The sequence below is a fragment of the Cupriavidus sp. 2KB_3 genome (genome assembly GCF_052115685.1).
Taxonomy (GTDB): Bacteria; Pseudomonadota; Gammaproteobacteria; order Burkholderiales; family Burkholderiaceae; genus Cupriavidus; species Cupriavidus campinensis.
Genome location: NZ_JBFRHD010000015.1, coordinates 101,545 through 114,298, shown reverse-complemented (window position 1 = coordinate 114,298; position 12,754 = coordinate 101,545). Strand labels below are relative to the sequence as shown.

The following is a 12,754-nucleotide window of genomic DNA, read 5'->3' as shown; positions in this document are numbered from 1 at the left end:
AAGGACCCCCCAACATGTCTGAACAGGATTCCCCGGTGGCCGCCCAGGCCGTGGCTGCCGACCCCAAGCCGCTGTACATCCGCATCCACGCCGACGACAACGTGGCCATCATCGCCAATGACGGCGGCCTGCCCGCCGGCACGGTGTTCCCGTGCGGCCTGACGCTCGTGGAACGCGTGCCGCAGGGCCACAAGGTGGCGCTGGTGGACCTGAAGCAGGACGACGCGGTCATGCGCTACAACGTGGTGATCGGCTACGCGCTGAAAGACCTGCCGCGCGGCAGCTGGATCAACGAACGCGTGCTGCGCATGCCCGAGCCGCCCGGCCTGACCGACCTGCCGATCGGCACGCGGGTGCCGGCGCCGCAGCCGCCGCTGGAAGGCTATACCTTCGAAGGCTTCCGCAACCCGGATGGCTCGGTGGGTACCCGCAACATTCTGGCGATTACCACCACGGTGCAGTGCGTGTCTGGCGTGGTCGAGCACGCCGTGCGCCGCATCAAGGCCGAACTGCTGCCGCGCTACCCCAATGTCGACGACGTGATCGGCCTGGAGCACACCTATGGCTGCGGCGTGGCCATCGACGCCCCCGACGCCGTGGTGCCCATCCGCACGCTGCGCAACATCGCCCTGAACCCCAACTTCGGCGGCCGCGCGATGATGGTGAGCCTGGGCTGCGAGAAGCTCCAGCCGGAGCGCCTGATGCCGCCGGGCACCATCCCCATCCAGACCGGCGCCGGCGAGGTGCAGGTGGGCGTGGTCTGCCTGCAGGATGACCAGCACGTGGGCTTCGGCTCGATGATCGACTCGATCATGACCATGGCGGAATCGCACCTCGAAGTGCTGAACGCGCGCCAGCGCGAGACCTGCCCGGTCTCGGAACTGGTGGTGGGCGTACAGTGCGGCGGCAGCGACGCCTTCTCGGGCGTGACCGCCAACCCCGCCGTGGGCTACGCCACGGACCTGCTGGTGCGGGCCGGCGCCGCCGTGATGTTCTCGGAAGTGACCGAGGTGCGCGACGGCATCGCCCAGCTCACCGCACGGGCCGCCACGCCGGAAGTGGCCGAGGCCATGATCCGCGAGATGGACTGGTACGACCGCTACCTGGATCGTGGCCGCGTGGACCGCAGCGCCAACACCTCGCCCGGCAACAAGAAGGGCGGGCTATCGAACATCGTGGAAAAGGCGATGGGGTCCATCGTCAAGTCGGGCAGCTCGGCTATCTCCGGCGTGCTGTCGCCGGGCGAGAAGCTGAAGCAGAAGGGCCTGATCTACGCCGCCACGCCCGCCAGCGACTTTATCTGCGGCACGCTGCAACTGGCCGCCGGCATGAACCTGCACGTGTTCACCACCGGCCGGGGCACGCCGTACGGCCTGGCCGAGGTGCCGGTGATCAAGGTGGCCACCCGCAGCGACCTGGCGCGCCGCTGGCACGACCTGATGGACGTGAACGCGGGCCGCATCGCCACCGGCGAGGCCACCATCGAGGATGTGGGCTGGGAGCTGTTCAACCTGATGCTGGATGTGGCCAGCGGCCGCAAGAAGACCTGGGCCGAGCACCACAAGCTCTACAACTCGCTCGCGCTGTTCAACCCGGCGCCGGTGACCTGAGCCAGCGTTACTCGCCGATGATCTGCTTGGTGAACACGGCGCGCTCCATCTCCTGCACGTTCACGCTGACCTGCACGTTCTGGCCGGCGCCGGGGCGCACCGCATCGGTGAGGACACCGCACACCGCCTGCGCGATCTGCTTGCGCACGGCCTGCTCGCGCCCATCCAGAATCCAGACCGTGGCGTGCACGAAGGCGCGGTCGCGGTTTTCCGTACCCTGGCGGTAGGTGGTCAGCGTCACGCAGCGGGACTTGATGTCCGGCTCGCCAAACTGGCCGGTGGCCAGCAGCGCGGCGTTGGCTTCATCCAGCAGCTCGTCCTGCGAGCAGGTCAGGCGGGTGTTTTCGGTGATTTCGATGATCAGTTGCGGCATGGCGGGAGCGTCGAAGGATCGGAGGGAAAGCCAGCATCGTACGGCAAACCGGCGCCCTCCGGGGAACCCCTCGGCTCAGGCCGCCACGCCGAACGCGGCCTCGATGCGGCGAATGTGGTCGCGCAGCAGCGGCCGCACCTTTTCCAGCAGATGCGCCGGCGGCACGATGGCGTTCGGGCCGCTGCAGCTGAGCGTCATCGGCGGCAGGGACTGGCCGGGCCGGAAGGCGAGGGCGATGGAGTTGATGTCCGGCAGCCATTCGCCGAACGATGTGGTGCAGCCGAGCCGGCGCGCCTCGTCACGGCTGGCGGAGAGCACGCCCTCGGCGTGGGCCGCGCTGACGCGGTCGTCGGCGCGGAACGCGGTCAGCGCCTGGCGCTGCTCGGCCGGCGGCAGGGCCAGGAGGTAGGCCCGCCCGGCAGCCGTGTTGAGCCCCGAGACGCGGCTGCCCACGGCCACGCGCAGCGTGAGGTAGCTCTCCGACTGGCAGTTCTCGTAGATCAGCATGCGGCCCCGGTCGCGCACGATCAGCGAGGTCACGCCCTGCGAGAGGTCCGCCAGTTCCTGCATGTAGGGCCGCGCCACGGCCAGCACGTCGGCGCCGGGCTGGCCGGCCGGTACCAGCGCCAGCGCGGAACTGCCCAGCCGGTAGCGCACCGGCTCCGTGAGCGCCTGCAGGTAGCCGAGTTCGGTCAGCGTGTGCGTGAGGCGCGAGACGGTCGATTTCGGCAGCCCGCAGCGCTGCGCCAGTTCGGCATTGCCGAGCTCGCTGTCGAAGGCGCGGAAGCACGCCAGCACGTCGAGCCCGCGCGCCAGCGCAGTCACGAAATGGCGGTCTTCCTTGCGGTTGTCCGCCTTGGGCGCGGCGGGCGGGAGGTCGGGGAGGGAATCGGCCTGGCTGTCCATGGTGCGTTGCTCAAAGGTTGCCGGCGGCAAGCTGCTCGCGCAGCTTCGCCTTGAGGATCTTGCCGGAGGGCGCCGCGGGCAGCTGCGCCACCACGCGGATTTCGGCCGGCATCTTGTAGGGCGAGAGGCGGTCGCGCAGGAAGGTGCGCAGCGCGGGCTCGTCCAGCGTCATGCCGCCGCGCACCTCGACGAAGGCGATCACTTCCTCGTTGCCCTCGGTGGCCCGGCCCACCACGGCCGATTGCAGCACGGCCGGGAACGCGTTGAGCGACTGCTCGACTTCTTCCGGGTACACGTTGAAGCCCGAGTGGATGATGATTTCCTTCGAGCGGCCGACGATGGACACCGCGCCGTCCGGGTCGATGCGCGCGAGGTCGCCCGTATGGAGCCAGCCGTCGGCATCGATGGTCTGCGCCGTGAGATCCGGGCGCCGGTAGTAGCCCTTCATCACGTTGGGGCCGTGCACCAGCAGTTCGCCGCTGCCGTCCGGCAGGGGGGAGCCCAGGCGGAGCTCCACATCCGGCACCACCGGGCCGACCGAGCAGTCGGTGCGCGGCGCATCCACGCGGGTCTGGCACACGGTGGGCGAGGTCTCCGTCATGCCGTAGCCGTTGTGCAGCACGATGCCGAAGGCGTCCTCGAACGAGGCCTTGAGCGACGCCGTGAGCGGCGCGCCGCCCGACTGCGCCATGCGCAGCGACGGCGTGCGCAGCGACTGGCCCTGCGCGCGGCTCCATTCGATCACCTTGGCGTACATGGCCGGCACGCCGTGCAGCACGGTGAGCTGTTCCTCGACCAGCGTGCGCGCCAGCTTCTCCGGGCGGAAACGCGGCTCGTAATAGACCGTGGCGCCGTTGGACACCGGGCCCACCAGCAGCACGGACAGGCCATAGACGTGCGAGATCGGCAGCACGCCATAGACCCGGTCGCCGGCCTGCACGCGGGCCTGCAGACGGTTGGAATGGCCGATGAACATCAGGTTGGCGTGCGTCAGCATCACCGCCTTCGAGGCCCCCGTGGTGCCCGTCGTATAGATCAGCGCGGCCACCTGCTCGCGGGCCTCGGCGGCCACCGGCTCGGCCACGGCCGTCTCGTCGATGGCGCTGACCAGCAGCTTGCCGACGTGCGCCCACGCCGCCGCATCGGCCCACTGCGCGCCGCGCGCCAGCCCGTGCTCGCGGGCTTCGGGGAAATCGTTGTCCAGATAGAAGGTCACGCGCGCGCCGGCGTGCTCGACGATATTGGCGATCTCGCGCGCCGACAGCCGGGCGTTGACCGGCACCGACCACGCGTCGATGGCGCTCAGCGCCAGCAGCAGCACGGCGCAGCCGACGCTGTTCTCGGTGACCAGCACCACGCGGTCGCCGCCGCGCACGCCGAGCGCGGTCAGCGCCTGGGCGGTCTCGCGCACGGCCAGGTCCAGTTCGCCATAGCGCAGCGCGCGGTGGGCATCCATCACGGCCACGCGGTCAGGATGGCTGGCCACCCACGGCCCCATGGTCTGGTGCAGGCGCTGGAAAGCCGGGCGGAAAGCGTTGGATTGGGCGGGGGTTGACGCGTGACCAGAACGGTCCGCGGGGGAAGCGGTACTGCGCATGCATGTCTCCGGGCAAGGCTTCCGGCGTGAAGTCGCCGGTATTGATGCGTCGCATCGTCCCATCGATCCGCGGGGGCTGTCAACCGCAGCGTGGAATCCACGTTCTGCAATGCAGAATTACGATAGGGCGCACGTGGGACGCACATTTGGGCTTTTCGCGACATGTATCCAATGTCTATACCGCGGAAACCCGCCAAAATGCGATGCCTGAAAGACAATGCAGATGAGAACGCTTATCATTGCGGCTTTTACGGAATTCGCAGCAACATGAAGCAGGGCATTTCGACCAGTTATCGCGTGGCGGTCGCCTCGCGGGCGATCGCCGGCATCCTGGGCGGCTACGGGCTCGCGGCACTCGCCACGGGCTGCGTCGCGCTCGCGCTGGCACGCTGGACCGGCATGGCGCGCGCCGAGGCGGTGGTCACCGCCTCCCTGCTGTCGTTCCTTTGGTACGCGCTGGCCGTGATCTGGGTGTTCGCCGTCGATTCGGCATGGCGCGCCTGGATCGGACTGGCCGTGCCCTGCGCGGCCCTGGGACTGGGCTGGCTGGCCCTGCGGAGCGCGTAATGGCCGAATTGCGAAAGGGTCAGGGGCTGCGCCAGTCGATGGCGTGGCTGCATACGTGGTCGGGCCTGCTGGTCTGCTGGGTGCTGTTCCTCGTCTTCTGCGGCGGCACCGCCAGCTATGTGAAGGACGAGATCACGCTGTGGATGAAGCCCGAACTGCACGCGCGGCTGGGTGGCGACATCTCCGCCGCCACAGCCAGCCAGGCCGCCGAGGGCGCCATCGCCTTCCTCCGCCAGCAGGCGCCCAATGCCGAGCGCTGGTTCATCAATCTCCCCGACGACCGCCGTCCCACCACCACGGTGTCCTGGCTGCGCCAGCCGCGCCCCGAGGATGCCGGCAAGGGCAACCGCGCCCGGCTGGAGACGCGCACGCTGGACGCCGTGACCGGCACCCCCGTGCCCGGCGCCCGAGAGACGCGCGGCGGCGAGTTTCTCTACCGCCTGCATTTCGACCTCCACTACATGTCGGCGATCTGGGCGCGCTGGATCATCGGCTTCTGCACCATGTTCATGCTGGTGGCCATCCTGAGCGGCGTGATCACCCATCGGCGCATCTTCGCGGACTTCTTCACCTTCCGCGCCCGCAAGGGGCAGCGCTCGTGGCTCGATGCGCACAACGCCACCGCCGTGCTGGCGCTGCCGTTCCACCTGATGATTACCTACACCGGCCTCGTGACGCTGCTGTTCATGTACATGCCGTGGGGCGTGCAGGCGGTCTACCAGGGCGATACGAAGCGGTTCGACGCCGAACTGGGCCTCCGCGCGCCGCGCGTGCAGGCCGCCGGCGTGCAGGCGCCGATGGCCCCGGTGGGGCCGATGCTGGCGCAGGCGATTGCCCGGTGGGATGGCGTGGCCCCGGCACGGATCAGCGTGGAGCGCCCCAACGACGCCAACGCCATCGTCACGATGACCCGCGATGCGGGCCACAGCCTGTCTTCACTCCGTCCCACCGTCGTGTTCGCCGGCACCACCGGCGCATTCAAGGAAACGTTTGGCGACGATCCGGGCAATGCCAGCGCCACGCGTGGCGTGATGGTGGGCCTGCACGTCGCGCACTTCGCGCCGCCGCTGCTGCGCGCGTTGTTCTTCGCCTCCGGGCTGGCTGGCTGCCTGATGGTGGCAACCGGCGCGCTGCTCTGGGCCGTGAAGACGCGCCAGAGCCACGCACGCACGATTGCCGCCACCGGCCGCACGCCGTTCGGGCTGCGGCTGGTGGAGGCGCTCAACCTCGGCGTGATTGCCGGCCTGCCGATTGCGTTCGCCAGCTACTTCTGGGCCAACCGGCTGGTGCCGGTGGGTATCGCGCAGCGGCCCGACATGGAAATCCGCATGTTCTTCACAGCCTGGGCGATCGCGGCGCTGGTCGCCCAGATCCGCCCGACGCGCGGCATGTGGCGGGTACTGCTGGGCATTGGCGCCGTACTGTTCGCGGGCCTGCCGCTGCTGAATGCGCTGACCGGCACCGACCATCTGGGCGTGACGCTGCTGCATGGGCCGGCAGTACTGGCGGGCTTCGACCTGACCGTGCTGGCGATTGGCGTGGGGCTGGGCGCGGCGGCGTGGTGGCTTGGGCGCCCGCGTCCGGCGGCACGTGGCGCCGGTGCGTCGGCGCGCACGGGTGCCATGGGGGAGGCGTCATGAGCGTACCCGCCATGTGGCCGGTCTGCGTGGCCGGCATCGGATTTGCCGTGGGCGGCTTTACCTGGCTGGCCCAGACCATCGACCGGCATCACGCCGACATCTTCGGCCGGGGCGCCGAGCCGCCGCCGGCTCGCGTGCGCCGCCTGCGCTGGCAGGGCTGGATCGCGCTGGCACTGGCACTGGCGGCCTGCGTGGCGGCCCAGGGCTGGGCCTTCGGCGTCATCTATTGGGCCGGCCTGCTTACCGTCAGCGCCCTGACGGTGGTGGGCGCCTTCTCTTATGCACCGCAGGTCACGCCGCGCATCGCGCGCGGCGCGATCGGCATCGGTGTGGCTGCCGCGCTGGCCGCGATCCTGATCGTGCAGGCGTAGCAGTACGAACGAGCGTCGCCGTCAGAGCGACGCCGCCATCCAGACGGATACGGGAAAAAACCCGCCCGCCGCGATCAGCGGCGCGGACGGGCATGAAATCGTTTTACTTTGGGAGTGTCACCTTGTCTTATTCCGTACCGCGTGCCGGACGTGCGTCCCGCACGCCGCTGCGCCATCTCGTGGCCGCATTGGCCGCTGCCGGCTTGTTGCCGACCATCGCCTTCGCCCAGGAGGCGACCCAGCCAGCCGCCACGGCGGAGAGCGCAACGCTGCCCGCCGTGACCGTGCATGCTGACGCCTCGCCAGACCCTTTGCCCACCCCCTATGCCGGCGGGCAGGTCGCGCGTGGCGGCCGCCTTGGCGTGCTGGGCAACCAGGACTTCATGGACGTGCCGTTCAGCGTGACGTCGTACACGTCCCAGCAGATGCAGAACCAGCAGGCACGCAGCATTGCCGGCGTGCTGGCCGATGATCCGGCGATCCGCACCGCCTACGGTTTCGGCAACTTCGCCGATACCTTCGTGGTGCGCGGCTTCCAGCTGACGACCGACGATATCCAGTACAACGGCCTGTTCGGCATCGCGCCGCGCCAGCTGGTGGCAACGGAAGGGCTGGAGCGCGTGGAAGTGTTCCGTGGCGCCAGCGCCTTCCTGAACGGCGTGTCGCCCGGCGGCACCGGCACGGGCGGCATGATCAACCTCGTGCCCAAGTACGCCACGGCGGCGGACATCACGCAGGCGACCATCGACTATACGAGCGACTCGCAGGTGGGCGGCCATGTGGATGTGGGCCGCCGTTTCGGCAAGAACCGGGAATTCGGCGTGCGCGTCAATGCCATGGCGCGCGGCGGCGATACCCCGGTGGACAACGAAAGCCGCCAGCAGCGCCTGTTCACGCTGGGCCTGGACTACCAGGGCGACGCGTTCCGCGTGAATGCCGACTTCGGCTACCAGAAACAGCGCATCAACCAGGGCCGCAGCACGGTCCAGCTGTCGGGTACGGCCCTGCCGGCGGTGCCGTCCGCCTCGACCAACTTCGCCCAGCCCTGGACGTATTCCGAGCTGGAGGACACCTACGGCACGATCCGCGCCGAGTACGACGTCACCAGGGACTGGACCACCTACGCTGCCTTCGGCGCGCATCACACCAACGAGTTTGGCAGCTACAGCGGCGCGAACGTCGGCAACAACGGCTTTGGCACGGCCACGCGGCTGACCACCCCGTTCAAGCAGGATACGTACACCGGTGAAGTGGGCGTGCGCGGCCGCTTCGTGACCGGCCCGGTCAAGCACACGGTCAACCTGAGCTGGTCCGGTCTGGAGCAGGCGAAATCCAACGCCTTCCAGTTCTCGCCGTCGTTTGCGACCAATCTCTACAACGCGCCGACCGTGCCGTACCCGGCCGCCTCGACCACGGGCAATATGGCCGATCCGAACGTGACGGGCCGGGTCAACATCAACGGGGTGTCGTTCTCGGACACGCTGTCGTTCCTGAACGACCGTGTGCTGCTGACCGGCGGCGTGCGCCAGCAGGTGATGAACATCCGTGGCTACGCAACGGCCACGGGCGTGCAGACGGCGAACTACAGCGAGTCCGCCACGTCGCCGATGTTCGGCCTGGTGGTGAAGCCGCTCCAGAACGTCTCGCTGTACTACAACTACATCGAGGGTCTGGCGCAGGGCGGCACCGCGCCGTCCAATACGATCAACGCCGGGCAGGTGTTCGCGCCGGCCAAGTCGAAGCAGCATGAAGTGGGCGCGAAGTACGACGCGGGCAGCTTCGGCAGCACGCTGGCATTCTTCCAGATCGAGCAGCCCACGGGCGTCACGCAGGGCAATGTGTTCGCCGTGCGCGACCAGCGCAATCGCGGCGTAGAGTTCAGCGTGTTCGGCGAGCCGCTGCGCGGCGTGCGCCTGCTGGGCGGCGTGTCCTATATCGACTCCAAGGTGTCGAACACGGGCAGCGCCAGCACCGAGGGCAAGCCTGGCGTGGGCGTGCCGATCTACACGCTGACCCTCAGCGGCGAGTACGACCTGCCGTTCCTTCCGGGTGCGACGGTGTCCGGCCGCTATATCCAGACCGGCCGCCAGTCCGCCAACACGACCAACACCATCAGCCTGCCGTCGTGGAACCGCTTCGATCTGGGGGCGCGCTACACGTTCAAGGCCTCGCAGCTGCGCTATACGGTGCGCGCGGGCGTGGAGAACCTCGCGGACAAGGACTACTGGGCGTCGTCGAGCGGTGGCATCCTGGTGATTGGCCAGCCGCGTACCTTCAAGCTGTCGATGACCGTGGACTACTGAGTCCGCAACCAGTCGCGCGGGGACTGGCCGACCTTGGCCAGGAACGCGCGCGACAAGGCCGACGGGTTGGCGTAGCCCAACTCGTCGGCCATCAGTTTCAGCGGCATGCCGTCTCGCAGGCGGGCCTGCGCGAGACTGATACGCCAGTCGGCCAGATAGTCGGCTGGCGTCTGTCCCACCACCTCCCGAAACGTCGCCGCGAACGCACTGCGCGACATCCCGGCGCACCGCGCCATCGACTCCACGCCCCATGCTTCGCCCGGTGCCTCGTGCACGGCCACCAGTGCCCGCGCCAGGCGCGCATCGGACAGGCCCGTGATCAGGCCCGGCTGGATGCCGGCCTGCTCGGGATGGTCGAGCAGCCAGCGCAGCAGCTGGATCAGCACCACCTCGAACAGCCGGTCGGCCAGCAGGCGCTGGCCGCAGCGCACCCGCTCGGTCTCGGCGAACAGCAGCGCGAGCGCGGGATCGAGCCCCTCCACCTGCGCCAGCGGCAGCACGATCAGCGGCGGCAGGGCGCGCGCCAGCGGATTCATCGCCCCGCCATCGAAATCGAGCGTGGCGCAGGTGAACTGGGACCCTTCCGCCGGCGGATTGTGGAAGGTGTGGACGGTGTAACGCGGATAGAACAGCAGCGATGGCTCCTCGATCACCAGCCGGGTGGGCAGGGCGCTCGCGCCGTGGGTGACCTCGGTGCGCCCCTCGCGCAACACGTGGAGGAAGCCCCGGCCGGCTTCATCGAAGCGGGTGACACCGCAGAGCGGCCCGGCGTGGAACAGGTGCGCGCGGATGCGGAAGCGTTCAAGCAGCGCGGAGAGGCGATCGGGCTGGGATTCTGGCAGTGCGGACATGGGCCTGGACGAAAAGGATGGTTTCGTGGACGAATTGTATCCTTTCGTACGGCGTCTGCGGCCATAGTGGAGACACCCCGGAGGCAGGCGATGAAGCCGGCACCCGGGAGCCAACCCATCTCTCTATATATAGGAGTTCATCATGACCGCACGTGTTTCCCTGCCCGACGCCAGCAACGCCCCCGCCGGCAGCACCGCCGCCCTGGCCCAGATCCAGGCCGCCTTTGGCACGACCCCGCAGATGTTCCGCGCTGTGGCCAATTCGCCGGCCGCGCTGCAATCGATGTGGGGCGCGTTCGGCGCGCTCGGCGGCGGTGTGATTCCGGCGCAGCTTGGCGAGAAGATCGCCGTGGCCGTTGCCGACCGCAACCGTTGCGAATACTGCCTGGCCGCCCATACGGCGCTGGGCCGCAAGGCCGGCGCCACCGCCGAGGAGATGGTCGCCGCCCAGGCCGGGCGCGCCGAAGATCCCCGCACCGCCGCCGCGCTGACCTTCGCGCTGAAGCTGGTGAACGACCGGGGTCAGGTGACCGACGCCGACGTGGCCCAGCTGCGCGAAGTGGGCTTCGGCGACGAAGAGATCGTGGAAATCGTCGCCCACGTCGCGCTGAACCTGTTCACCAACTACATCAACGTGGCGCTGAACGTGCCCGTGGACTTCCCCAGCGTGAAGCTCAACCCGCGCTAAGCCGTTAAAGCGCGTCTAGCGCAGCAAGTTCGACCGCGCCAGTTCGATGACCTCGTCGGCGCGGCCGTTCATCACGGCCTTCATCGCCCACAGGCTGAAGCCCTTGACCTGCTCCGCCTTCAGGGACGGAGGCATCGCCAGTTCCTGCGTGTTGGTCACCACGTCGAGCAGGGCCGGCCCGTCATGCGCGAGCATGGTGGCGATGGCCTCCGGCAGTTGCAGCGGGTCTTCCACGCGCTGGGCATGCACGCCGATGGCGCGCGCCATGGCCGCGAAGTCGGGGTTACGCAGTGACGTGCCCGCCTCCAGGAAGCCAGACGCCTTCATCTCCAGCGCGACGAAGCCCAGCACGCTGTTATTGAAGATCACCACCTTGACGGGCAGGCCCTGCTGGGCCAGCGTCAGGAAATCCCCCATCAGCATCGCAAAACCACCATCGCCGGACAGGCTGATGACCTGCCGCCCCGGACAAGCCGACTGGGCGCCGATGGCCTGCGGCAGTGCGTTCGCCATCGACCCATGCGCAAGCGAGCCGATCAGCCGCCGCTGGCCGTTCATGCGCAGGTAGCGCGCGGCCCAGATCGTCGGCGTGCCGACGTCGAAGGTGAAGACGGCGTCCTCGGCGGCCTGCTCGCTCAGCAGGCGGGCCAGGTACTGCGGGTGGATCGGCTTGCGGCCGCTGTCGCCGGTGGCCAGGTCGTCCAGTTGGCGGCGCGCGTCGCGGTAGTGGCGCAGGCTCGCCGCCAGATGGGCCTCGTCGGTCTTGGGGGTGAGGCGTGGCAGCAGGGCGTCCAGCGTGGCGCCGACATCGCCCACGAGCCCCATGTCCAGCCGCGTGCGGCGCCCGAGGTTTTCCGGGCGAATATCGATCTGCACGACCTGCGCGCCCTCGGGGTAGAACTGGCGATACGGGAAATCGGTGCCGAGCATCAGCAGCGTGTCGCATTCCTGCATGGCGTGGTAGCCCGAGCTGAAGCCGATCAACCCGGTCATGCCCACATCGTACGGATTGTCGTATTCGATATATTCCTTGCCGCCCAGGGCGTGCACCACGGGTGCCTTCAGCATGGCCGCAAGCTGGACCACCTGGTCGTGGGCACCAGCGCAGCCGCGCCCGCACAGCAATGTCGTGCGCTGGCTGCCGCGCAGCAGGCTGGCCAGTGCATCGAGCGAGGCGGCGTCCGGCGTGACAACCGGCGCGCGCAGGGCAATCGCGGCGGGCGCGGACTCGGCGAAGGTGCCCTCGCGCAACGCCACGTCGCCGGGAATCACGATCACGGCCACGCCCCGGCGGCCCACCGCGGCGCGGATCGCGGACTCGAGCACACCGGGCAACTGCTCGATGCTGGTGACAAGTTCGCAGTAATGGCTGCACTCCCGGAACAACTGCTCGGGGTGGGTTTCCTGGAAGTAGCCACGCCCGATTTCGGCGCTCGGGATATGGGCGGCGATGGCCAGCACCGGCACGCCAGACCGGTGGCAATCGAACAAACCGTTGATCAGATGCAGGTTGCCGGGCCCGCAGCTTCCGGCGCAGACGGCCAGCTTGCCGGTCAGGTGCGCTTCGGCGCCCGCCGCGAAGGCGGCAGTTTCCTCGTGGCGGGTGTGGATCCAGTCAATGTCGCCGCGCTGGCGCAGCGATTCGGTAATGCCGTTGAGGCTGTCGCCGACGACGCCGTAGATGCGTTCGACGCCCACCGCGTGCAGGACGCGGGTGATGAGGTCGGCTGCGTGGATGGCCATGGTGCTCTCCTTGTGCGATCGGTGCCTGCGAGCGAGGCGGAATTCCAAGGTACAAGGGTAGGCGGTGAGCGACGGCGAGGATAGCGCGCGGGGTCGGTCCTTTCC

Annotated in this window: 11 protein-coding genes; 6 read left to right on the top strand and 5 right to left on the bottom strand. The window is 68.8% G+C overall.

Annotation, left to right across the window (positions count from 1 at the left end; translation table 11 throughout):
• Window positions 1-14: 14 nt before the first annotated feature.
• On the top strand, window positions 15-1,610 hold the full coding sequence (gene garD / locus AB4120_RS17300; protein ID WP_149137866.1) for a galactarate dehydratase: 1,596 nt from the start codon (window positions 15-17) through the stop codon (window positions 1,608-1,610).
• 7 nt (window positions 1,611-1,617) lie between these two features.
• Here garD and AB4120_RS17295 read toward each other — a convergent pair whose 3' ends face one another.
• From AB4120_RS17295 to AB4120_RS17285, 3 genes are all read right to left on the bottom strand, one after another.
• On the bottom strand, window positions 1,618-1,983 hold the full coding sequence (locus AB4120_RS17295; protein ID WP_149137865.1) for a 5-carboxymethyl-2-hydroxymuconate Delta-isomerase: 366 nt from the start codon (window positions 1,981-1,983) through the stop codon (window positions 1,618-1,620).
• 75 nt (window positions 1,984-2,058) lie between these two features.
• On the bottom strand, window positions 2,059-2,889 hold the full coding sequence (locus AB4120_RS17290; protein WP_149137864.1) for an IclR family transcriptional regulator: 831 nt from the start codon (window positions 2,887-2,889) through the stop codon (window positions 2,059-2,061).
• Window positions 2,890-2,899: 10 nt separating this feature from the next.
• Complete coding sequence (locus AB4120_RS17285; protein ID WP_149137863.1) at window positions 2,900-4,486, bottom strand: class I adenylate-forming enzyme family protein; 1,587 nt, start codon at window positions 4,484-4,486, stop codon at window positions 2,900-2,902.
• 198 nt (window positions 4,487-4,684) lie between these two features.
• Between AB4120_RS17285 and AB4120_RS17280 the strand changes: the two genes are divergently transcribed.
• The 4 genes from AB4120_RS17280 to AB4120_RS17265 all read left to right on the top strand — a co-directional run bounded on the left by AB4120_RS17280 (window position 4,685) and on the right by AB4120_RS17265 (window position 9,367).
• Window positions 4,685-5,053, top strand: a complete 369-nt coding sequence (locus AB4120_RS17280; RefSeq protein WP_316248530.1) for a DUF3649 domain-containing protein — start codon at window positions 4,685-4,687, stop codon at window positions 5,051-5,053.
• The gene (locus tag AB4120_RS17275; protein ID WP_149137862.1) at window positions 5,053-6,693 is read left to right on the top strand and encodes a PepSY-associated TM helix domain-containing protein; all 1,641 of its coding nucleotides are present in this window, start codon (window positions 5,053-5,055) and stop codon (window positions 6,691-6,693) included. Before AB4120_RS17280 ends, AB4120_RS17275 begins: the two co-directional genes overlap by 1 nt.
• Window positions 6,690-7,064: a DUF3325 domain-containing protein gene (locus AB4120_RS17270; RefSeq protein WP_149137861.1), complete on the top strand. Its 375-nt coding sequence runs from the start codon at window positions 6,690-6,692 to the stop codon at window positions 7,062-7,064. Before AB4120_RS17275 ends, AB4120_RS17270 begins: the two co-directional genes overlap by 4 nt.
• Window positions 7,065-7,186: 122 nt before the next feature.
• Window positions 7,187-9,367, top strand: a complete 2,181-nt coding sequence (locus tag AB4120_RS17265; protein ID WP_262389832.1) for a TonB-dependent receptor — start codon at window positions 7,187-7,189, stop codon at window positions 9,365-9,367.
• Here AB4120_RS17265 and AB4120_RS17260 read toward each other — a convergent pair.
• On the bottom strand, window positions 9,361-10,218 hold the full coding sequence (locus AB4120_RS17260) for an AraC family transcriptional regulator (RefSeq protein WP_149137859.1): 858 nt from the start codon (window positions 10,216-10,218) through the stop codon (window positions 9,361-9,363). The genes AB4120_RS17265 and AB4120_RS17260 overlap by 7 nt on opposite strands.
• Window positions 10,219-10,360: 142 nt before the next feature.
• On the opposite strand from AB4120_RS17260, the gene AB4120_RS17255 reads away from it, so the two are divergent.
• Window positions 10,361-10,906: a carboxymuconolactone decarboxylase family protein gene (locus AB4120_RS17255; RefSeq protein ID WP_149137858.1), complete on the top strand. Its 546-nt coding sequence runs from the start codon at window positions 10,361-10,363 to the stop codon at window positions 10,904-10,906.
• 15 nt (window positions 10,907-10,921) lie between these two features.
• On the opposite strand, the gene poxB is transcribed toward AB4120_RS17255, so the two are convergent.
• Window positions 10,922-12,649: a ubiquinone-dependent pyruvate dehydrogenase gene (gene poxB / locus AB4120_RS17250; protein ID WP_441642624.1), complete on the bottom strand. Its 1,728-nt coding sequence runs from the start codon at window positions 12,647-12,649 to the stop codon at window positions 10,922-10,924.
• Window positions 12,650-12,754: the final 105 nt, after the last annotated feature.

Bases quoted from the DNA above. Each gene is read 5' to 3' on its own strand.
- garD (WP_149137866.1), top strand. From the start codon at position 15: ATGTCTGAACAGGATTCCCCGGTGGCCGCCCAGGCCGTGGCTGCCGAC.
- AB4120_RS17295 (WP_149137865.1), bottom strand. From the start codon at position 1,983: ATGCCGCAACTGATCATCGAAATCACCGAAAACACCCGCCTGACCTGC.
- AB4120_RS17280 (WP_316248530.1), top strand. From the start codon at position 4,685: ATGCGATGCCTGAAAGACAATGCAGATGAGAACGCTTATCATTGCGGC.
- AB4120_RS17260 (WP_149137859.1), bottom strand. From the start codon at position 10,218: ATGTCCGCACTGCCAGAATCCCAGCCCGATCGCCTCTCCGCGCTGCTT.
- AB4120_RS17270 (WP_149137861.1), top strand. From the start codon at position 6,690: ATGAGCGTACCCGCCATGTGGCCGGTCTGCGTGGCCGGCATCGGATTT.
- poxB (WP_441642624.1), bottom strand. From the start codon at position 12,649: ATGGCCATCCACGCAGCCGACCTCATCACCCGCGTCCTGCACGCGGTG.
- AB4120_RS17275 (WP_149137862.1), top strand. From the start codon at position 5,053: ATGGCCGAATTGCGAAAGGGTCAGGGGCTGCGCCAGTCGATGGCGTGG.
- AB4120_RS17285 (WP_149137863.1), bottom strand. From the start codon at position 4,486: ATGCGCAGTACCGCTTCCCCCGCGGACCGTTCTGGTCACGCGTCAACC.
- AB4120_RS17290 (WP_149137864.1), bottom strand. From the start codon at position 2,889: ATGGACAGCCAGGCCGATTCCCTCCCCGACCTCCCGCCCGCCGCGCCC.
- AB4120_RS17255 (WP_149137858.1), top strand. From the start codon at position 10,361: ATGACCGCACGTGTTTCCCTGCCCGACGCCAGCAACGCCCCCGCCGGC.